Source organism: Buchnera aphidicola (Myzocallis carpini) (genome assembly GCF_964059025.1).
In the GTDB taxonomy this organism is placed as follows: Bacteria; Pseudomonadota; Gammaproteobacteria; order Enterobacterales; family Enterobacteriaceae; genus Buchnera_L; species Buchnera_L aphidicola_AK.
The window spans coordinates 158,190-181,453 of the sequence record NZ_OZ060376.1; the positions used below are offsets into that span (position 1 = coordinate 158,190).

18 protein-coding genes are annotated in these 23,264 nt (G+C 24.9%); 9 read left to right on the forward strand and 9 right to left on the reverse strand.

The annotated features are described in order from the left end of the window. Positions 1 to 16: 16 nt before the first annotated feature. Positions 17 to 2,467 carry a bifunctional aspartate kinase/homoserine dehydrogenase I gene (gene thrA, locus AB4W53_RS00725; protein ID WP_367672040.1) on the reverse strand — a complete coding sequence of 817 codons (2,451 nt, stop codon included), beginning with the start codon at positions 2,465 to 2,467 and terminating at the stop codon, positions 17 to 19. Positions 2,468 to 2,884: 417 nt separating this feature from the next. Here thrA and truA point away from each other — a divergent pair, with 417 nt between their 5' ends. From truA to lpdA, 7 genes are all read left to right on the forward strand, one after another. Further along, positions 2,885 to 3,673 (forward strand): tRNA pseudouridine(38-40) synthase TruA, encoded by a 789-nt coding sequence (gene truA, locus AB4W53_RS00730; protein WP_367672041.1) that lies wholly within the window; start codon positions 2,885 to 2,887, stop codon positions 3,671 to 3,673. A gap of 98 nt (positions 3,674 to 3,771) precedes the next feature. After that, a complete protein-coding gene (locus AB4W53_RS00735; protein ID WP_367672042.1) occupies positions 3,772 to 3,930 on the forward strand; it encodes a hypothetical protein in 159 nt (52 codons plus the stop codon). Further along, a complete protein-coding gene (secA, locus tag AB4W53_RS00740) occupies positions 3,909 to 6,260 on the forward strand; it encodes a preprotein translocase subunit SecA (protein ID WP_367672121.1) in 2,352 nt (783 codons plus the stop codon). The genes AB4W53_RS00735 and secA overlap by 22 nt, the downstream gene beginning before the upstream one ends. 100 nt (positions 6,261 to 6,360) lie before the next feature. Beyond that, a complete protein-coding gene (locus AB4W53_RS00745) occupies positions 6,361 to 7,404 on the forward strand; it encodes a GMP reductase (RefSeq protein ID WP_367672043.1) in 1,044 nt (347 codons plus the stop codon). Between the two features lie 117 nt (positions 7,405 to 7,521). Next, positions 7,522 to 10,185 carry a pyruvate dehydrogenase (acetyl-transferring), homodimeric type gene (aceE, locus tag AB4W53_RS00750; protein ID WP_367672044.1) on the forward strand — a complete coding sequence of 888 codons (2,664 nt, stop codon included), beginning with the start codon at positions 7,522 to 7,524 and terminating at the stop codon, positions 10,183 to 10,185. 12 nt (positions 10,186 to 10,197) lie between these two features. Further along, positions 10,198 to 11,433 (forward strand): 2-oxo acid dehydrogenase subunit E2, encoded by a 1,236-nt coding sequence (locus tag AB4W53_RS00755; RefSeq protein WP_367672046.1) that lies wholly within the window; start codon positions 10,198 to 10,200, stop codon positions 11,431 to 11,433. Between the two features lie 111 nt (positions 11,434 to 11,544). Continuing rightward, positions 11,545 to 12,969, forward strand: coding sequence for a dihydrolipoyl dehydrogenase (lpdA, locus tag AB4W53_RS00760; RefSeq protein ID WP_367672048.1), 1,425 nt, complete (start codon positions 11,545 to 11,547; stop codon positions 12,967 to 12,969). 264 nt (positions 12,970 to 13,233) lie between these two features. Here lpdA and erpA read toward each other — a convergent pair whose 3' ends face one another. The 8 genes from erpA to map all read right to left on the reverse strand — a co-directional run bounded on the left by erpA (position 13,234) and on the right by map (position 21,457). After that, entirely contained in the window at positions 13,234 to 13,575 is a 342-nt protein-coding gene (gene erpA / locus AB4W53_RS00765) for an iron-sulfur cluster insertion protein ErpA (RefSeq protein ID WP_367672049.1), read from the reverse strand. A gap of 32 nt (positions 13,576 to 13,607) precedes the next feature. Continuing rightward, positions 13,608 to 14,765: a cell division protein FtsZ gene (gene ftsZ / locus AB4W53_RS00770; RefSeq protein WP_367672050.1), complete on the reverse strand. Its 1,158-nt coding sequence runs from the start codon at positions 14,763 to 14,765 to the stop codon at positions 13,608 to 13,610. A 21-nt stretch (positions 14,766 to 14,786) separates the two neighbouring features. After that, complete coding sequence (gene ftsA, locus AB4W53_RS00775) at positions 14,787 to 16,046, reverse strand: cell division protein FtsA (RefSeq protein ID WP_367672052.1); 1,260 nt, start codon at positions 16,044 to 16,046, stop codon at positions 14,787 to 14,789. A gap of 166 nt (positions 16,047 to 16,212) precedes the next feature. Beyond that, entirely contained in the window at positions 16,213 to 17,148 is a 936-nt protein-coding gene (gene rsmH / locus AB4W53_RS00780; protein WP_367672053.1) for a 16S rRNA (cytosine(1402)-N(4))-methyltransferase RsmH, read from the reverse strand. Positions 17,149 to 17,231: 83 nt separating this feature from the next. After that, positions 17,232 to 17,699, reverse strand: coding sequence for an acetolactate synthase small subunit (gene ilvN, locus AB4W53_RS00785; RefSeq protein WP_367672054.1), 468 nt, complete (start codon positions 17,697 to 17,699; stop codon positions 17,232 to 17,234). Between the two features lie 17 nt (positions 17,700 to 17,716). Next, positions 17,717 to 19,429 carry a biosynthetic-type acetolactate synthase large subunit gene (ilvB, locus tag AB4W53_RS00790; RefSeq protein WP_367672056.1) on the reverse strand — a complete coding sequence of 571 codons (1,713 nt, stop codon included), beginning with the start codon at positions 19,427 to 19,429 and terminating at the stop codon, positions 17,717 to 17,719. A gap of 356 nt (positions 19,430 to 19,785) precedes the next feature. Further along, positions 19,786 to 20,610, reverse strand: coding sequence for a 2,3,4,5-tetrahydropyridine-2,6-dicarboxylate N-succinyltransferase (gene dapD, locus AB4W53_RS00795; protein WP_367672058.1), 825 nt, complete (start codon positions 20,608 to 20,610; stop codon positions 19,786 to 19,788). Between the two features lie 58 nt (positions 20,611 to 20,668). Next, the gene (map, locus tag AB4W53_RS00800; RefSeq protein WP_367672060.1) at positions 20,669 to 21,457 is read right to left on the reverse strand and encodes a type I methionyl aminopeptidase; all 789 of its coding nucleotides are present in this window, start codon (positions 21,455 to 21,457) and stop codon (positions 20,669 to 20,671) included. 222 nt (positions 21,458 to 21,679) lie between these two features. Here map and rpsB point away from each other — a divergent pair, with 222 nt between their 5' ends. Together rpsB and tsf are read left to right on the forward strand one after the other, a co-directional pair. Continuing rightward, positions 21,680 to 22,384 (forward strand): 30S ribosomal protein S2, encoded by a 705-nt coding sequence (gene rpsB, locus AB4W53_RS00805; protein WP_367672062.1) that lies wholly within the window; start codon positions 21,680 to 21,682, stop codon positions 22,382 to 22,384. Positions 22,385 to 22,461: 77 nt separating this feature from the next. Beyond that, positions 22,462 to 23,256, forward strand: a complete 795-nt coding sequence (gene tsf, locus AB4W53_RS00810; RefSeq protein ID WP_367672064.1) for a translation elongation factor Ts — start codon at positions 22,462 to 22,464, stop codon at positions 23,254 to 23,256. Positions 23,257 to 23,264: the final 8 nt, after the last annotated feature.

A 23,264-nucleotide genomic window follows, 5' to 3' on the forward strand; every position in this document is an offset into this window, starting at 1 on the left:
TTTATATTCCTAATAATTATGATAATATTTGTAATAAATCAGAAAAAATTCCAGCAGCTGTGACATTATTTCCAGCACCATAACCTCTTAATACTAATGGTATTGGTTGATAATAATTACTATATATAGTAAGTGCATTTTCTCCATTTTTAACATTATATAATGGGTTTGTTTTATCTACTTCGATGAGTTTAACCTGGCAAATGCCTCCTGATTGAATGTTTCCAATATATCTTAAAACTTTTTTATTTTTTTTAGCTTTTTTTGACTTTTCAAGAAAAATTTTATTTATTTTTTGTAATTCTTTAAAAAATATTTTTTCATCATTAATATCAAAAAATTCTTTAGGTAATATTGGTTGAATATCAATATCTTTTAATTCTAAAGGATATCCTGCTTCTCGAGCAATAATTAATAATTTTCTAGCAACATCAATTCCAGATAAGTCATCTTTTGGATTGGGTTCGGTAAATCCTAATTTTTGTGCCATTTTTGTAGATTCTGTAATTGATACTCCTTCTTCTAATTTTCCAAAAATATACGATAACGATCCTGAAAGTATTCCTTGAAAGCTAATGAGTTTATCTCCTGCATAAAATAAATTTCTTAATGTTGTAATGACTGGTAATCCAGCACTAACATTAGTTTCGTATAAAAATTTTTTATTTACTTTAATAGCTATTTTTCTAATTTTTTTATATTCATTCCAATGATTTGTATTTGCTTTTTTATTTGGTGTGACAATATGAATTTTATTCGAAAGAATTTTATCATAGGAATCAGATATTTTTTGACTTGCAGTACAATCTATAATTACTGGATTATATAAATATTTTTTCTTTGCATATTGAATAATTGTTTTTATACAGAATGGTTTTTGATTTTGGTAAAAATTTTTTCTCCAATCATCTAGTCTAATACCATGGAGATTTATAAACATATTTTTTGAATTTGCAATACCACATATTTTAAACTTTATATTTTTGTTTTTTAACCAAAATTTTTGTTTTGAAAATTGTTGTATTAAAGCAGAACCAACACCTCCAATACCTATTAAAAATATTTCAAGAATATTTTTTTTGTTAAAGAGACGATCGTGTATTATTTTAATTTTTTTTATAATATTTTTGGTATTGGTAATAATGGAAATAGAATTTTGAGATATATGATTAATAATATTAAAATTATTCATATTACTATATTGTATAGCATACATAATTTTTTTAATAATTTTATTGTCATTTTTAATATTATTACCAATCACTGATATTACTTTAATATTTTTTTCAATTTTTATAATCTCTATAATTTTATTATCAATTTTGTTTTTTAATGTATGATATAGTAGTTCTTGAATTTTTTGATATTTTTCCCCAATTATATAAAACGTATATATATTTTGCAGATGTGAATATTGAGTTAGTAATATCTGTATTTTAGATTCAAAAAATATTAAAAAAATTTTTTTTGTTATTACATGACTTTCATAAGTTTTTAATATTTTAATTTGAACCATAATGATTTTATCAAGATATGTGATACCTTTAATTTTGTTTTTTAAATGATTTTTTTGTTGTTTTTCAATAATTGTTCCTTCATTGTTTGGAGCAGATGTGTTTTTTATAACACATTTTATATTGTTTTTGAATAACGGTAAAATTGTTTTTGGATGTAATACTTTTGCTCCAAAGTAAGATAATTCAATTGCTTCTTCGTAAGATAGTGATTTTAATAATTTTGCTTTTTTAGATATTTTAGGATCTGTTGTATATACACCATCTACATCAGTCCAAATTTCACAAGTATGTGCATTTAAACATACTGCAAGTATTGCAGCAGAATAATCTGATCCATTTCTTCCTAATGTTACTAATTGATTTTTTTGATTTCCAGCAATAAAACCTGCCATTAGTATAATTGTTTTTTTAAGAGGAATATTTTTTTTAAAATTGTTTTGTGTTTCTTGAAGTTCTACTGTTGCATGTAAAGGATTTCCTGTTGCTATAATTGTTTTTATTGGATCAATAACAAATATAGAAAAATTTTTCAGTATTAATAGTTCTTTCATAATAATTATGGATATTCGCTCACCAATAGAAATAATCTTTGCATAAATATAATTGATATCTTCTTGTGTATTTTGAATATCCTGAATTATTTCTTGTATTTTTTGCAGAATATTATTAACTTTATTTAATATTTTTTGATATGGAAAGTGTATTTGAAAATTTTGTATTTCATAAATAATGTTATTAAAAATTTTTTTTAAAGATATAAATATGTTTTCTGATGATTGATTACATTGAATATTTTCAATAATTTCGGATAAATAATTAGTTACTTTTGCTGGAGCAGATAATACAACAGATACTGATGTATCTTTTGTTTTATTTTTAATAATTTCAGAAACATGTAAAAATTTCTTTGCATTTGATAATGACGTGCCACCAAATTTAAGGGTTTGCATTGAATGTTTATTTCCTTAATGATAAATTAAAAATTTCAATCATTTTTATTTTTTAAAGACTCATTTTCTTATCAAAATTTTTATGTTTTATGATAAAAATTATTATCTTATTCAATATTTTGTATAAATATACAATTTATATACTATAAAAATATCATACATGAAAATAAGAAATTTGTTATATATGTGAAGAAGAAATCATATTTATAGTTTGTTTTGTATGATATAAGACATTGAAATTATTCTGTATTTTATATATTTTATATACATATTTATTGCATTATTATACTGATGATATATTTTTTTTGAAATATATTTATTTTAAATGATATATTATTAATAAAATAATTATTGTATAAATTGTGAACATATGTAATTTTTTATTTTATATTTTATATTTTATATTATAGGATTTTTATGTATCACGGTACTCATGTTATAAAATTTGCACTAGGTGTAGAATATGATGGTAGTTATTATCATGGATGGCAAGAACAAAAATCAGGTATTGCAAGTATTCAAGAAGAAGTGGAAAAAGCAATTTCTATTATTGCTAACCATAAAATAAAAGTATTTTGTGCAGGAAGAACAGATTCTAAAGTCCATAGCTTAGGACAAGTAATACATTTTTATACTACTGCTATTCGTAAGAATATTTCTTGGATACTTGGTATTAATAGTTATTTACCGAATAGTATTTCTATACAATGGATTAGAAAAGTATCTCAATTATTTCACGCAAGATATAGTGCAGTATCACGTTGTTATAGATATATTATTTATAATAATAAATTTCGATCTCCTATTTATTATAATAAAACAACACATATTCATCATAATTTAAATGTAGAAAATATGTATAAAGCAAGTCAATTGATTCTTGGAGAACATGATTTTACTTCATTTAGATCTAGTACATGTCAAGCTTGTACAACATATAGAAAAATTGTATATATTAATGTTTCTAAATTTCATAATTTTGTTTTTATTGATATTAAAGCAAATTCTTTTTTACAATATATGGTACGAAATATTGTAGGATGTTTAATTGAAATTGGAAAAATGAAAAAAAATTTTGAATGGATAAAATATGTTTTAGAAAAAAAAAATCGTTTATTTTGTGCACCTACTGCTATTGCAAATGGTTTGTATTTATTTACAATCAATTATCCTAGTTATTTTAATATACCATCTATTTATTTTTAGAATATTTGATATTGTTATAATTATATTAAATTTATATGTACATAATATATTTTATTTTAAATACTATTTTATATCTTAATTAATAATACGAGAATTCTATGGATGCCAATGTTTTTGATTTTTTTTTAAAAAATAATAATAAAATATTTAATCATGTAAAAAATACTCTTAATATTATTAATAATTTAGAACGTTCTTTTCAAAAGCTATCAGATAAAGAATTAAAAAAAAAACTATTTTTTTTAAAAAAAGTTTAAAATATGGAAAGTCATTAGAAGAATTATTACCTGAAGCATTTGCAACTGTTCGAGAAGCTAGTAAAAGAGTATTCAATATGCGGCATTTTGATGTTCAGATATTAGGTGGAATTTTTTTATATAAAAATTATATTACAGAAATGAAAACAGGCGAAGGAAAAACTTTAACAGCTACTTTACCTGCATACTTATATGCATTAAAAGAACGTGGTGTACATATAATTACCATGAATGAATATTTAGCAACACGGGATGCGAAAAAAAATAAACAATTATTTGAATTTCTTGGTTTAACTGTGGGTCTTAATATTTCTGGTCTTTCTCTTGAATTAAAAAAAAAAGCATATTTTTCTGACATTACTTATGGTACAAATAGTGAATTTTGTTTTGATTATTTACGAGATAATATGATTTTTCATACAAAACATCGTGTTCAAAGAGATTTATATTATGCTTTACTTGATGAAGTTGATTCTATTTTAATTGATGAAGCACGAACGCCATTAATTATTTCTGGTGTATTATATGAAAATACTAATATTTATAACACGATTAATAACTTAATTAAATATTTTCCTAAAACGGTTGGATATGATGCGCAATTTGTAAAAAATTCTGGAGACTATGTTATAGATTGGAAATCTAAACAAATTATTTTAACGGATCAAGGTTTAATTCGAATTGAAAAATTACTTGTTAAAAATAAATTAATTACTACACCTTCTTCTTTGTATTTAGTAAATAATATTATCTTGATTAAATATTTTATTTCTGCTTTACGTGCACATATTTTTTTTAAAAAAGATATAGATTATATTGTCAAAGAAAGAAAAATTATTATTGTTGATGAACATACTGGTCGTATGGTTCCAAATAGGAGATGGTCAGATGGATTACATCAAGCCATAGAAGCTAAAGAAAAAGTATCTATATTACATGAAACGCAAACATTAGCATCCATGACTTTACAAAATTATTTTAAATTATATAAGTATCTTTCTGGTATGACAGGTACTGCAATGACTGAAGCATTTGAATTTAAAGTTATTTATAATATAAAAACAGTTGTGATTCCTACTAATTGTCTCATGATACGTAAAGATCTCTCAGATGTATTATATGTTACAGAAAAAGAAAAAATTAATGCAATTGTTAAAGATATTCAAAATTGTCTGTTAAACAAAAGACCAGTATTAGTAGGAACAATATCGATTCAAAAGTCAGAAATACTTTCTCAACAATTAACGAAGTTAAATATTAAACATAATGTCTTAAATGCAAAATTTTATAAAAAAGAAGCTAAAATTATTTCTCAAGCTGGTCAGTTAAATGCTGTGACAATTTCTACTAATATGTCTGGTAGGGGAACAGATATTGTATTGGGAGGAGAAATACAAAAAAGAGAAGATTGTACTTCTGATATTGAATATGAAAAAAAAAAAAAAATATGGAAAAAAAGACATGATTTAGTTGTTTTTTCTGGTGGTTTACATGTGATTGGTACCGAAAGACATGAATCACGACGTATTGATAATCAATTAAGGGGTAGAGCAGGAAGACAAGGAGATCCAGGTTCTTCTCGTTTTTATTTATCTATGGAAGATGTTTTAATGAAAATTTTTATCCCAAGAAATATAAAAAATATTATTCAAAAATATAATTTAACATACGGAGAACCTATACAACATAATTGGATTAATCATTTTATTTTGTATGCACAAAAAAAAATAGAAAATAATAATTTTGAAATTCGTAAACAATTATTAGAATATGATAATATTTTAAATATTCATAGAAATATAATATATTTTTTAAGAAACTATATATTAGAGATGAAAGATATAAAAGTATTAATAAAAAATTATTTATTTATAAATATATGTAAAATAATTCATAAAAATTGTCTAGAAAAATCTTTTTTAAAAAAAAAACAAATTTTTAGAATTATCAATATTTTAAAAGAAGATTTTCATATAATATATCGTTTTTCTTATAATAACAGTAATTATTACTATATTTCTCCTAGAGATTTTTGTAAAAAAATTTATCAATTTATTAAATATTCTTATTGTGCTAAAGAGAGAAAAATTGGATTTTCTACAGTTAGAAAATTTGAAAAAACTATTATGTTAAGTACTTTAGATTTGTTTTGGATAGAGCATTTATCTTTTATGGATTATTTACGAAAAGGAATACATTTTCGAGGATATGCACAAAAAGATCCTAAACAAGAATATATTAAAGAAGCATTTAATATTTTTTCTATTATGTTAGATACATTACAATATAAAGCAATTTCTAAAATAATAAAAAAAATTATGGGTTTTTAAAATTTTATTTTATAATACAAATAATTTAACTATTTTTTTTATTTCTGTTATTATATAATATAATAATCATGAAGTAAATTTTTTAAAATTTGGAATTGTGATGCGTATTGAAGAGGGTATTAAATTAGGGTTTAAAGACGTTTTAATTAGGCCTAAAAGATCAGTTTTAAAAAGTCGTTCAGAAGTTAATTTAATACGAAGTTTTAATTTTAGGTATTCTAAATATATCTGGTCTGGTATTCCTCTTATTGCATCAAACATGGATACAATTGGAACTTTTAGTATTGCTAAAGTATTGTCGAATTTTCATGTATTAACAGCAATACACAAACATTATGAATTAACGTGTTGGAAAAATTTTATTAGTACTGCTTCAAAAAATCTTTTAAATTATATTATGGTATCAACAGGTATATCTGATATAGATTATGAAAAATTAAAAAAAATTTTTTCACTATCTTCTTCATTAAATTATATTTGTATAGATGTAGCTAATGGATATTCTGAACGATTTTTAGATTTTGTAAAAAGAGTACGTAATGATTTTCCTGAAAAAATCATTTGTGCAGGCAATGTTGTAACAGGAGAAATGGTAGAAGAATTAATTTTATCTGGTGCTGATATTGTAAAAGTTGGTATTGGTTCAGGTTCAGTTTGTACTACACGTTCTAAAACAGGTGTTGGCTACCCTCAACTTTCTGCTGTTATTGAATGTGCAGATGCTGCGCATGGTTTAAATGGGCAGATTATTAGCGATGGTGGTTGTATTAATTCAGGGGATATTGCAAAAGCATTTGGTGCTGCTGCTGATTTTGTAATGTTGGGAGGTATTTTTTCTGGTCATAATGAATGTGAAGGAGTAATTGTTAAAAAAGATAATAAAAAATTTATGTTATTTTATGGGATGAGTTCTCATTATGCTATGAAACTGCATATTGGAAAAATAGAAAGTTATAAAACTGATGAAGGCAAAGTTGTACAAGTGTTATTAAAAGGTACGGTAAAAAATACTATTATGGATATTTTAGGAGGATTAAGATCATCTTGTACTTATGTAGGAGCAAGAAATATTAAAGAATTAACGAAGCGAACAACATTTATTCGTGTATTAGAACAAGAAAATAAAATTTTTAATCTTCAGTAAGATGAAAGTTATTATATGATGATTGTGGTGATTTATTTTTGATTTTTGATATAACAATTATTTTATTATAATATAACAACCATATGAATTTTTATTTATTATATAAGGAATATATACATGTCAAACAATTTTTATGATGATATTGATCCTGTTGAGACTCTTGAATGGGTAGATTCTATTTCTTCCGTTATTATGACCGATGGGTTAGACCGAGCTAAATTTATATTAGATCGTTTGCTTGAAAAAATGAAAAAATGTGGCATGAATACTATCAATAATATGTCAATTACAAATTATATTAATACAATAACAAAAGTACATGAAGAACGATATCCAGGGAATTTAGAAATAGAAAATAAAATTTGTTCTGTTATAAGATGGAATGCTATGATGATGGTTTTACGTGCTTCTAAAAAAAATTTAGATTTAGGGGGTCATTTATCTTCTTTTCAATCTTCTGCAACTATTTATGAAGTATGTTTTAATCATTTTTTTATAGGTTCTAATGAAACTTGTGATGGTGATTTGGTATATTTTCAAGGTCATATTGCTCCAGGTATTTATTCTCGTGCATTTTTAGAAGGTAGATTAACACATGAACAAATAGATCATTTTAGACAAGAAGTGTTCGGGAAAGGTATTTCTTCTTACCCTCATCCTAAATTAATGCCGAATTTTTGGCAATTTCCAACAGTATCTATGGGTTTAACTCCTATTAGTGCGATTTATCAAGCAAAATTTTTAAAATATCTTGAAAATAGAGGATTAAAAAATACTAGTAAAAGAACAGTATATGCTTTTTTAGGTGATGGTGAAATGGATGAACCTGAATCAAAAGGTGCTATGGTTATTGCATCTAGAGAAAAATTAAATAATTTAATCTACGTGATTAATTGCAATTTACAAAGATTAGATGGACCAGTATATGGCAATGGAAAAATTATTAATGAATTAGAAGGTTTATTTCATGGTGCTGGTTGGTTAGTTATTAAGGTGATTTGGGGTGGTTTATGGGATAGATTATTTAAAAAAGATCATAGTAGAAAATTAATACAATTAATGAATGAAACTGTAGATGGGGATTATCAAAACTTTGCATCCCAAGATGGATCTTATATAAGAAAGTATTTTTTTGGGAAATATCCTGAAACATTAAAATTAGTAGAAGATATGTCAGATGAAGAAATTTATTCTTTAAATAGAGGTGGTCATGATTCTCAGAAAATATTTTCTGCTTTTTATAAAGCAAAACAGTCAAAAGAAAAACCAGTAGTTATTTTATTTCATACAATTAAAGGATATGGAATGGGGGATGTTGCAGAAGGAAAAAATGTTGCTCATCAAGTTAAAAAAATGAGTTTAGATTCATTAAAATATTTTTATCATCGTTTTAAAATACCTATATCTGAAGATCAAATTTCTTCTCTTCCATATATTACTTTTAATAAGAATTCTGCAGAATATATTTATTTACACAATCAAAGAAAAAAATTAGGGGGATATCTTCCACGTAGATATTCAAAATTTACAAATCAAATACAATTACCAGAACTAAAAGATTTTCATTCTGTAATTATCAGACAAAAAAAAAGAATTTCTACTACTATTGCATTTGTACGTATATTAAATATATTATTGAATTTATCGTATTTAAAAGATCGTATTGTTCCAATTATTGCTGATGAAGCTAGAACATTTGGAATGGAGGGACTATTTAGAAAAATTGGTATTTATAATGTTGATGGACAACAATATACTCCGCAAGATAAAAATCAACTTTCGTATTACAAAGAAAATAAAAATGGTCAAATTTTACAAGAAGGTATCAATGAGTTAGGTGCTGCTGCTTCTTGGTTAGCTGCTGCCACTTCATATAGTAATAATAACTTTCCTATGATTCCTTTTTATATTTATTATTCTATGTTTGGTTTTCAAAGAATTGGAGATTTATGCTGGGCTGCTGGGGATCAACAAGCACGTGGTTTTTTAATTGGCGGAACTTCTGGTAGAACAACCTTAAATGGGGAGGGTTTACAGCATGAAGATGGGCATAGCCATATTCATTTTTTAACAGTTCCTAATTGTATTTCTTATGATCCAGCTTATTCGTATGAATTAGCAGTGATTATTAATCATGGTATAAAAAAAATGTATGGAAAAAAACAAGATAATGTGTATTATTATATTACAACAACAAATGAAAATTATAATATGTTAGAAATGCCTGAAAATTCTGAAGAAGGTATTATTAAAGGTATATATAAATTAACAACAAAATTTGGAAAAATAGGAAAAATTCAATTAATGGGATCAGGGGCAATTTTAAACAATGTAAAAAAAGCAGCAAAAATATTACATGATGATTATAATATTGGTTCTGATGTTTATAGTGTCACATCTTTTACAGAATTAGCAAGAAATGGACAAGATTGCGAAAGGTGGAATATGTTACATCCAGAAGAAAATCCAAAAGTACCTTATATTGCTCAAATTATGAATAGTGCTCCGGCAATTGCTGCTACTGATTATATGAAATTATTTGCTGATCAAGTACGTAATTACATACCTGCTATAAAGTATCGAGTATTAGGAACAGATGGTTTTGGTCGTTCTGATAGTAGAGAAAATTTACGTAGACATTTTGAAATTGATGCAAATTATATTGTTATTGCTGCATTAACAGAATTATCAAATTGTCGTATTATAGATAAAAAAATGGTTTCTACTGCGATTTTAAAATTTAAAATTGATATTAAAAAAGTTAATCCCCGTTTATTATAAGAGGTACAAGTTATGGATATTGAAATTAAAATTCCAGATCTTGGTATTGATGAAGCCGAGGTAATTGATATTTTGGTTTGTGTTAATGATACCATTCTCAAAGAGCAAAGTTTGATTGTTGTAGAAGGCGAAAAAACTTCTATGGAAATTCCTGCTCCATGTTCTGGTGTGATTAAAGAAATTAAAGTAAATATTTCAGATATTGTAAAAAAGAATTCTATTATTATGATTGTTGAGAATAGAGAGCATCCGGAAGGAAATAATAATATTATAAATAATGGTAAAAAAGATATTTATACTAATGAGAATGGTTTTGATTTTACTCACAAGACTATACATACGTCTCCATTAGTTCGTCGTATGGCACATACTTTAAAAATTGATTTACATACAGTAGTAGGCACTGGCAGGAAAAGTAGAATTACTAAACAAGATATTCAGAATCATATTAAAAATATTGATCACAGTATACATCAAGATGTTGCTAGTAAAGAGGGTATTTTTGATATTAATGATGCCAGTATAAAAGATTTTGATTTTAGTCGTTTCGGAAAAATTGAAACTATAGAATTAAAGAAAGTAAAAAAAATTTCTGGAGACGTATTATTTAAAAATTGGTCTACTATACCTCATGTTACTCAATTTGATGAAGTAGATATTACTGATTTAGAAAATTTTCGCAAAAAATATAATATGGAAGTACAGAATATTCAAGAAAAAAAAATCACTTTATTGTCTTTTATTATAAAAGCGCTTGCAAAAGGATTAGAAAAATTTCCTTATTTTAATAGTTCAATTTCTTTAGACAATAAAAAAATATTTTTAAAAAAATATATTAATATTGGTATAGCTGTTGATACAACTTATGGATTAGTAGTACCAGTGGTTAAAGATGTAAAAAACAAAAGTATATTTGATGTTTCTCAAAATATATTATATCTTTCTAAGAAAGCAAGAGAAAGAAAATTAAGTGTTTTAGATGTTCAGGGTGGTTGTTTTACTATTTCTAGTTTAGGCGGAATTGGAGGTACTTTTTTTACGCCTATTATTAATCATCCAGAAGCTGCAATTTTAGGAGTTTCAAAAGCTTTTTATAAACCTATTTGGAATGGTAATAAATTTTTACCAAAATTAATATTACCGTTATCTTTGTCTTATAATCATCGTATTATTGATGGAGCTGATGGTGCAAGATTTATTTCTTTTATTAATAAATTATTATCTGATATTAGATGGTTATTATTATAGATATAGTATGTGATATTAAAGTATTTTCATGAATATTATAAATGTGTGATGTATAATATGTACTATTGAATTTATTAAATTATATTTAAAATTTTTATTAAGGAAAACATTATGGTGATGGATATTCGTACACAAGTATTAGTTATTGGATCTGGTCCTGCAGGATATGCAGCAGCTTTTAGAAGTTCTGATTTAGGTTTAAAAACTACTTTAATAGAAAAATATAATTCATTAGGTGGTGTGTGTTTAAATGTTGGATGTATTCCTTCAAAATTTTTATTACATATTGCAAAAGTTATTCAAGAAGCAAAAGAGATATCAAAACAAGGTGTATTCTTTAAGACTCCTAAAATTGATTTAGATATTATTAGAAAGAAAAAACAAGAAATTATTTCTACATTGTCTTCTGGTATTAAATACATGGCAAAAAATAGAAAAGTACAAATATTATATGGAATGGGTTCTTTTATAAATAAAAATACAGTACTTGTTGTTAATGAAAATGAAATGATTACTGTACATTTTGATCATGTAATTATTGCTACTGGTTCACAATCAATTGCTTTACCTAATATTCCTATAAATAGTGAATATATTTGGAATTCTACTGAAGCCTTATCTTTGCGTTTTATTCCACGAAAAATGTTGATTATTGGATCTGGTATTATTGGTTTAGAAATGGCTACTTTATATAGTGCACTGGGTTCTCAGGTAGATGTTGTAGATCGTGATAATAGGTTATTATCATTTTTAGATCAAGATATTATTAATATTTATAAAAAATCTCTTTCAGAGAATTTTAATATTTTATTACAAACAAATATTAACGAAATAATTGTGAAAAATAATCAAATATTAGTTACTTTATCTAATACTAATTTTGATAAAAAAGAAATTTTTTATGATGCCGTATTAGTTGCTATTGGTAGGAAATCAAATATTCTTCCATTAAAATTAGAAAATGCTGGAGTAAAAATTAATTCTAATAATTTTATTCAAGTGGATCGTCAATTACGAACAAATATAAATAATATATATGCTATTGGAGATGTTATTGGTAATCCTTTATTAGCACATAAAGGAATACATCAAGGTCATATTGCTGCAGAAGTTATAGCTGGATATCAGCATTATTTTGAACCTATAGTTATTCCTGCAGTTGCTTATACTGATCCTGAAATTGCTTGGGTAGGAATGAATGAGAATGATGCAATTAAAAAAAATATAAATTATGAAGCTGCTGTTTTTCCTTGGAAAGCTTCTGGAAGAGCTATTGTATCTAATTGTTCTCATGGCATGACAAAATTAATTATTAATAAAGATACTCGTAAAGTTCTTGGTGGAATCATTATTGGTAGACAAGCTGGAGAATTATTATCAGAAATTACATTGGCGATTGAAATGGGTTGTGACGTAGAAGATATTTCATTAACTATTCATCCTCATCCTACGTTGTCTGAATCTATTGGATTATCTGCACAGGTTTTTTTAGGTACGATTACTGATTTAATCAATTCAAAATCTGTATTTAAATAATGTTTGAAAAAATAAATTATTATTTTAAAAATTAAAATCATTGATGATCATATATAATATTGATTATATAGGTAATATATATTTTTAAGAAGAATATTATATAATATAATTTTTATATATTATTTATTTTAAATAACTTATACAATTACAAATTTTATAAAAATGATAGATATTAAGAAAATTTTGTATCTTCAAAAGTATCCATGATCATATGTATGGATATATAATTGTATAAGTTATATATAAAATATATAATTTAAATATTTATATACTAAATGATGATCCGCAACTACATGTTGTTTTTGCATTAGGGTTAGATACAGTAAATTTTGATCCTTCTATATTTTCTATATAATCTATTACGCCTCCATGAAGATATTGTATACTGATAGAATCAATAATAATATTTTTTTCTTTTTTGAGTATAATGTCATTATCATGTATTTTATTATCTATTTTAAATTGATATTGAAATCCATTACATCCTCCACCGATAATATAAATTCTAAATTTTAAATAGGTATTATTTTTTTTATGAGTTAATTGATAAATTTTTTTGATTGCTGTACTAGTAATTTTTAATTTCAATTTGGATATTATAATCATATTTGTATTTTTTATTGTTATTATGATAATTATTAATATTTTTTTTTTCTTAAAAATGCCGGAATATCTAGGTAATTAGATTCTATTTTATGATTTTTATTACATTCTAAATGATTTTTTATATTTTTTTTCTGATTATTATTTCTCATATATGAATTAAAATTTTGATATCGATATTCTGATTTTTTTTCTTTGTTAGTATTATTTTGAGATAAAATATCATTTTTTTGATGATTATCAGATCCAATACCAGTTGCCACTACTGTTACTCTTAAAGAATCATTCATTTCTGGATCTAATGAAGTACCAATTACTACTGTTGCATTATCGGAAGAAAAAGATCGCACGGTATTTCCGACTGTTTCAAATTCATCTAATCTAAGATCAATTCCAGCAGTAATATTGACTAATACTCCTCTTGCACCTGATAAATCAATATCTTCTAACAATGGACTAGAAATAGCAATTTCTGCTGCTTCTTCAGCTCTATTATCTCCAGTAGATAAACCGGTTCCCATCATGGCATATCCCATTTCAGACATTACAGTTCTGACGTCTGCAAAATCTACATTCATTAATCCTGGTTTTGTAATTAATTCTGCAATCCCTTGTACTGCACCTCTTAGTACATTATTTGCAGCACTAAATGCATCAAGTAGAGAAATTCCTCTGTTTAATACTTTTAATAATTTATCATTTGGTATAATTATTAATGAATCAACATATTTTGAAAGTTCTAAAATACCTTGATCGGCAAATACCATTCTTTTTTTTCCTTCAAATATAAATGGTTTTGTGATTACTGCAACAGTTAAAATACCCATTTCTTTTGCTATAGAAGCTACAACAGGTGCTGCTCCTGTTCCGGTACCTCCTCCCATTCCTGCAGCTATAAATACCATATCTGCTCCTTTTAGAGCATTATTAATAGAATCTTTATCTTCTTCTGCTGCATGTCTTCCAATTTCTGGATTTGCACCTGCCCCTAATCCTTTGGTAATATTACTACCAATTTGAATTGTTTGTCCTACTTCTATTTTTTTTAGTGCTTGTGCATCAGTATTGATTGCGAAAAATTCTACTCCTTCTATTTTTTCTCTTACCATATGTTCTACTGCATTACCCCCTCCTCCTCCTATACCTAATACTTTAATAATTGCTTCATTACTTAATTCTGTAGATTCAAACATAATATATCCTATTTAAAAAGTTTAGTGTTTATTTGAAATCTTTTGAAACCAATTTTGTATTTTGTAAATCCATTTTTTAAATATAAAAGTTTTATTATGATTTTGATAATGATATTTTTTTTGACTATATTTTAATAATCCTATTACTGTGGAATAACTAGGATGAAGAATATTTTGGTTGTTTGTTTTAACATTATTGGGTACTCCAATTCTTACTGGCATTTTAAAAATTTTTTCTGCAAAACATTTTAACGATTTTGTTTGTGCGCTTCCTCCAGTAATGACGATACCCGATCCAATTAAATATGGTTGTTTAGAATAAAATAATTTTTTTTGTATTTTTATAATAATATCATTAATGATATTTAATAATTCAGAATATCTTGATTCTATAATTTCAATTAATATATCTTTTTTTATTTTTTTAGTATTCATTCCATTTAAGTTAGAAAATTCTATTAATTCTGGTATCGAAAAAGATGATAATACTGTAGATCCGTATTTTATTTTGATCATTTCTGCATTTTTGAATGATGTATTAAATATACATGCAATATCATTAGTAATAGTATTTCCGGCATATGGAATAACCTCGCTGTGTTGGATATATCCATTGGTGTATATTACAATTTCTATACTTCCACCGCCAATATCGATCATACAAACTCCAGAACTTTTTTCTTCGGATGTTAATATGGCTTGGCTAGATGCTAATCCTGAAAATATTATTTTTTTAATTTTTAAATTACAGTTTTTAACAGCTTTTATAATATTTTTTTTAATATGATTTCGATATGTAATTAAGTGAACATTAGCAGTCATTCGAAATCCAGATAATCCAATTGGATTTTTGATTCCTTGTTCTTGGTCAATAGCATATTCTTGAGGAATAACATGTAATATATTATAATCGTAGTTTAATTTAATGGATTTTGCAGTATATATAGCATATTGTACATCTTTTGTGGTGACTTCGTTATTATGGATTGGAACAATTCCAGTTTCATTTTTACATTGAATATATTTATTAGATAATGATAAATATATAGAAGAAATATTACATTGTGCAGTTTTTTCTGCTTCATCTATGCTTTTTTTAATACATTTAGTTACAGAATTTAAATCATTAATATTTCCTACACTAATTCCTTTGGAGGAACATTTTCCTATTCCGACAATATTAATATTATTATTTTCTAAAATTTTTCCAATTAAAACAACAACTTTGGTAGTTCCTATTTCTAATCCTGCTACCAATGTTTCTTGTTTTTGATTCATCATGATAATTTTAACCTATTTAATAATAAATTACTTTTTATATATTTATAATCATAAATATGATTTTCATGTATAATTTTTACATATTATTATTTTTAATTAAAAGAAATCTTTACAATATATTGAGTATCATCAATATTTTATATTTTATATGCAAAAAATTTTATAATTATTGTATATATTCCGCTATTCTTAAAATAGCACTTCTTGACTTTGGATTATCTATAATTTCTTTTGTAGTTGGAAAAATCCTATCAACAATTTTTATATTTTTTTGATACAATAATTTTATATTTTTTTCAGATATCGGTATTCCATTTGGTATATGAGGTATACAACTATTTTGTACCATAAATTGTTTTATAATTCTATCTTCTAATGAATGAAAACTAATGACAACAATGCGAGCATTTTTATTTAAAAATTTTAGTATTTTTTGTAAAAATATTTTTATTGCATATAATTCTTGATTAATAAAAATTCGAATTGCTTGAAAACTTTTTGTTGCTGGGTGTTGACGTTTTTTTTTTTTAAATATTACTGATTGAATAATTTTAGATAATTCTAAAGTTGTTGTAATTGGTTGATTTTTTTTTTTTTTTTCAATTATTGCAGCAATTTTATTTGCAAATTTTTCTTCTCCGAATGTTTTTAAAACATATGCTATTTCTTTTTTTGTACTAGAATTGATCCATGTAGTAGCAGATATTCCTTCTGTTGGATTCATCCTCATATCTAATGGTCCATCTAGTTTAAATGAAAAACCTCTATCTTTAAACATTAATTGCATGGACGAGACTCCTAAATCTAGTATAATACCATCAATTTTTTTATTGATATTATATTTTTTTACGAAAATATCAATATCAGAAAAATTTCCGTGAATGATTTGTAATCGATGATCTAATATTTTTTTTGCAATGTTAATTGCATATGGATCTCTATCAATAGCATATAATTTTCCATCTTTATTTAAATTTTTTAATATTTTTAAAGAATGTCCTCCAGCACCAAAAGTACAATCGATATATATACCATTTTTTTTTATTTTTAGTGCTTGAATAGATTCTTCCAACATTACTGTTTTGTGTAATAAAGTATTCATAATGAAGTTAATAATATTTTTTATAATTAATATATGTAATCTTTGAATATTAATTGTAATTCTTTTATATTGTTATTTCGTGATTAAATAATAATAGTTCCTGATCGAGAAATATTTATAATTTTAGAATGTTTTTTTATTATATTTAAAAAATTATTGATTTGAGTGTTATTTTCAAGAATTTGAATAGTATATATTGGGCAAAATTCTTTTATAATTTGACTGTGAAATTTTTCTAAAATTTTTTTTATATTTTGTATTTCATACTTAGATGCCTGAATTTTAATAAGAGCAAGTTCTTTTTCTATATATTGTTGATGGTGTATGATTTGAATTTTTAATATATTAATGAGTTTATGTAATTGTTTTTCAATTTTTTCAATTATTTTTTGATCTCCGCTAGTTTGTATTGTAACAGTAGATATTGAAGTGTCTTCTGTTGGACAAACAGATAAGTTATCTATGTTATATCCTCTTTGTGAAAATAAACCGACTACTCTAGACAAGGCGCCTGGTTCATTTTCTAATAATATTAATAGCATTGTTTTCATAGTTTTTTATCATCCCTTTATTCTCTAAACCACATTTCATTCATTCCCCCACCTCGAATTTGCATAGGATATACATGTTCAGTATGATCAATTTTTACATCTATAAAGACCAGATTTCCTTCTTTGAGTTTTTGTAATGCGACTTTTAATTTTTCTTCTAATTCTTGATTATTAATAATAGAAATTCCAATATGTCCATAAGATTCTGATAATTTTATAAAATTTGGTAATGACTTCATATATGAATGAGAATGTCTTTCTTCATAAATGATATTTTGCCATTGTTTGACCATTCCCAAGGATTGATTATTTAAATTCAGTATTAATATTGGTAATTTATATTGCATTGCTGTAGAAAGTTCTTGAATATTCATTTGAATACTACCATCTCCAGTAATACAAATAACCATTTTTTTAGGAAAGGCTATTTTAACTCCTAATGCTGCTGGTAAACCAAAACCCATGGTACCTAGTCCACCTGAATTAATCCATCTTCTTGGTTTTTCAAATAAATAATATAATGCTGCAAACATTTGATGTTGTCCAACATCGGATGTGATATATGCTTTTCCATTTGTAAGATTCCATAAAGTTTTTATCACATTTTGAGGTTTTATCTTATTGCTCATTTTATTGTATTGTAAACTTTTTTTATTTTTCCATATTTTAATTTTTTCCCACCATGGTTGAATATTATAATTTTTTATTAATGTTTTGTTTTCATCCAGAATTTTTAATAAACATTGTAATATTTTTTTTGCATCTCCAACAATTGGTATATCTGCAGAGACTGTTTTAGATATTGATGTAGGGTCTATATCTATGTGTAAAATTTTTGCTGTAGGACAATATTTTTTTAAATTATTTGTAGTACGATCATCAAATCTCACTCCAATAGCTAAAATAACATCGGAATAGTGTATAGCCATGTTTGCTTCATAAGTTCCATGCATTCCGAGCATGTGAAGATTTTGTACGTGTGTTCCTGGAAAAGCTCCAAGAGCCATTAGAGAATTAGTAACTGGTATTTTTAGTAGTTCCGCGAATTTTTTTAATTCTTTTGTACTATTAGAGTTTACAACTCCTCCTCCAATATATAATATAGGTTGTTTTGCTTTTAATAATATTTTTAATATTTTTTTTATTTGTTTTTTATTTCCATGAATTATAGGATTGTATGATCGTATATAAGGTTTTTTTGGCCAAAAATATGGTTTTTTATTTTTTGCATTCAAAATATCTTTTGGTAGATCAATAACTACTGGTCCTGGTCTACCTGTTGATGCTATCCAAAAGGATTTTTTAAATATCATAGGAATATCTTCGGTATTTGTGATTAAAAAACTATGTTTTACTATTGGTCTTGAAATGCCTAACATATCGCATTCTTGAAATGCATCGTATCCAATTAAAGATGAATCGACTTGTCCAGAAATAACAATCATGGGAATAGAATCCATATATGCTGTTGCAATTCCTGTAATAGAATTAGTGGCACCAGGTCCAGAAGTTACTAATACGACTCCCACTTTCCCTGTAGCTCTTGCATATCCATCTGCCATATGTGTAGCAGCTTGTTCATGTCGTACTAATATGTGTTTAATATCAGTATTTTTTTTTAAAGAATCATAGATATCTAATACCGCACCTCCAGGATATCCGAAAATATGTTTTATTCCTTGATCTATTAATGATCGAATGACCATATCTGAGCCTGATAATAATTCCATTATTTCTCCTAATAGGATATTTATTTTATAATATTATTGATAATATTATTATGTTGAATAGTGGTGATCGTGTATTAGTTAAATTTTTATTTTTGATTATGAAATATTATGATATTTTAAAAATAGTTTTTATGAATGTAGTTGTGCAATTGGAATAATTAAAACTATTGTGTTATATATGAATTATTTTCTTTTAAGATTATAAAGTACGATTGTTTATTGATTTTGATTGTAGTATTTAGTAAATTACTATATTAATATTGTATTTTTATTATATTACATAGTTTTTTAACTAAGATAGTTTTATAAAATTTTCAGATCCATATATTTTTCTTGGATCTGAATATTTCAATTCATTATTGAATATTTCGTAATAATTCATTAATTTCTACTTTTTTGAGTGTTTTTGTATCTACTTTTTTAACAATAACTGCGCAATATAAGTTATATTTTTTGTTTTTTGACGGTAAAGTACCAGAAACCACTACAGACCCAGAAGGTATTTTGCCATATGTAATTTCTTCTGTTTCTCTATTATAAATTCTTGTACTTTGTCCAATATATACTCCCATAGAAATTACTGATCCTTTTTCTACAATTACACCTTCCACAATTTCAGAACGTGCGCCAATAAAACAATTGTCTTCAATAATTGTTGGATTACTTTGGATTGGTTCTAGTACACCTCCTATACCTACACCACCTGATATATGTACATTTTTTCCAATGTATGCACAAGATCCAACAGTAGACCATGTATCTATCATAGTATTTTGATTAATATAAGCACCAATATTAACATAAGAAGGCATTAGTACAGTATTTTGTGCAATAAATGCACCCTTTCGGATTGTAGCTGGTGGTACAATACGAATATTATTTTTTTTTAATTCCTGTTCTGTAATATGTTCATATTTGAGGGGGATTTTGTCATAAAAAGTATTTTTAATGCCTCTAGTTATTTTATTTTTTTGGATACAAAAATATAATAAAATTGCTTTTTTAATCCATTGGTGAGTAATCCATGATCCTGATATTTTTGTTGATACCTGTATTTTACCTTGATCAAGAAGTTCAATGGTTTTCTTAATTGCATGGGAATATTCAATATTCATTTTATTAAAATTAATATGTTCTTTTTTTTCAAAAATTTTATTTATAATCTTTTCTAATTTTTCCATAAACATACTCTGTATTATTAATATAGTGGATTGATAATTTTTTTATTTTTGATCTATTTTACATATTAATATATATGTTTTTTATATTTTCAGTTTTTCTTTTTGTTAAGATTTCGCATCCATTTTTAGTGACTAAAATTGTATGTTCGTATTGTGCGGATAAACTATTATCTTTTGTTTTAATAGTCCAACTATCATCCATACAAATGACATCACTTTTTCCAGAATTTATAATGGGTTCTATAGTAAATACCATACCTTCTTTAAATAATATTTTATTATTTTTATTAAAATAATGTAAAATATATGGATCTTCGTGAAATTCTTTTCCAATTCCGTGTCCACAATATTCTGTGACAATAGAAAAAGGTGTTTTATGAATATTTTTTTGTATTGTTTTGCCAATGATGTTGATAGGAATATTTGGTTTGATTACTGAAAAGGTTTCATATAATATTTTCTTTGCTGTATAGCATAATTTTTTTGCAATAGAATTTGTATTTCCAACAATAAACATTTTTGATGTATCAGCATGGTATTGATTTTTTATGATGGTGACATCAATATTTACGATATCTCCATGTTTTAATTCGGTGTTATTAGGAATGCCATGACATACAACTTCATTTACAGAAATACATGTTGATTTTGGAAATCCTTGGTATCCTAAACAAGCTGGAATAGCATTTTGTTTTTCAACAATATAGTTATGACAAATGTAATCTAAGTGTTCTGTTGTAATTCCAGCAACTACATATGGTGTAATCATTTCTAATACTTGGCTGGCTAATTTTCCAGAAATTCGCATTTTCTTAATTTCTTCAGAATTTTTTATGGAAATTTTCATTTTGATATCAATATTTTATTTAATAATATATAATACATATTATACGATTGTAAATATTTTTTATTTTATTTTATTGGAAAAAAAGTTTTATTTAGTTTAATATAAACTTATTATTTTTATAATCCTTAATGATATATTATATTTATAATACATGTTAATCAATTGAAATACTATGAATATTATGAAATATAATTGTTATTTATTACTTTTGAGGGAATTATTTTGAGTATGATTTCTATGCATGATATGATAAAAGCAGGTGTTCATTTTGGACATCAAACTCGTTATTGGAATCCTAAAATGAAGCCTTTTATTTTTGGTTCTCGTAATCGAGTACATATTATTAATTTGGAAAGAACTTTACCAATGTTTCAATCTGCTTTAATAGAACTAAAAAAAATTCATGTTCGTAAAGGAAAAATATTATTTGTAGGAACTAAAAAACCTGCTAGCAAAATGATTAAACAGTCTGCAATATTTTGTAATCAATTTTATGTTAATAAAAGATGGCTTGGAGGTATGTTAACAAACTGGAAAACTGTCTGTCAATCTATTATTCGATTAAGAGAATTAGAAGTACAAATGAAAGATGGAACTTTATCAAAATTGACAAAAAAAGAAGGTTTAATTAGATCAAGAGAATTATTAAAGTTAGAAAATAGTTTAGGTGGTATTAAAAATATGCATGGATTACCTGATGTTTTATTTATTATAGATGCAAAGCATGAAAAAATTGCTATCCAAGAAGCAAATACTTTAGGTATTCCAGTATTCTCAATAGTAGATACTAATGCAAGTCCTGATGGTATAGATTTTATAATTCCAGGTAATGATGATGCTATTCGTGCAATTAATTTGTATTTAAAAACTATTGTAAATTATATATCTAGTGATATTGAGGATATTGTTTTTCAATCTAATAAATAATTTTTATATTATAATATTTGAAGTAAATTATTTTTTTGCCCTTTTAAATAGGTATAATTTGATAAGGAAAAAATATAGTGCATATTAATAAAGAGCTTATTAAAAAATTACGTTTAAAATCTGGTATTGGAATTTTAGATTGTAAAAAAGCATTGATAGATTCTGATGGTAATTTTGATAAAGCTATTGTTATATTAAAAAAAAGAGGATATGTAAAAGCAGAAAATAAAATTAAAAATTCTACTCTTAGAGGGATCATTGCAACACATGTATTAGAACAATATTCTTGTATTTTGGAATTAAATTGTGAAACTGATTTTGTTGAACAACATGCGAATTTTGTTCAATTTGCTCAAAAAATATTATATACAATACATAAAGAAAAAATTTATCATCTGAATTTATTAAATGATTTTTTTAAAAAAGAAAGATTATCTTTAATTGCTCAGTTTGGTGAAAATATTGTTATTCGTAGATTTTCGATATTAAATGGAGAGTTCCTTTTTTCGTACATACATAGAAATAAAATCGGTGTTTTATTAAGTTCTGAATCTTATAATACCTTAGTAATGAAAAAGATATCAATGCATATTATTGCAAATAATCCTGATTATTTAAAACGTGAGAGTATTCCAAATGCAATCCTTGAACGAGAAAAAGAAATACAAGTAGATATTGCTATGAAATCAGGAAAACCAGAATTTATTGCACAAAAGATCGTTAGTGGAAGAATAGAAAAATTTATTCAAAATATTTGTTTGTTAGAACAATCATGTGTTTTTGATACTGATATTGTTATGAAAGATTTTCTATTGCAAAATAATTTTAAGATTGTACAATTTATACGTTTTGAATTAGGTGAAGAAATATAAAATATTTT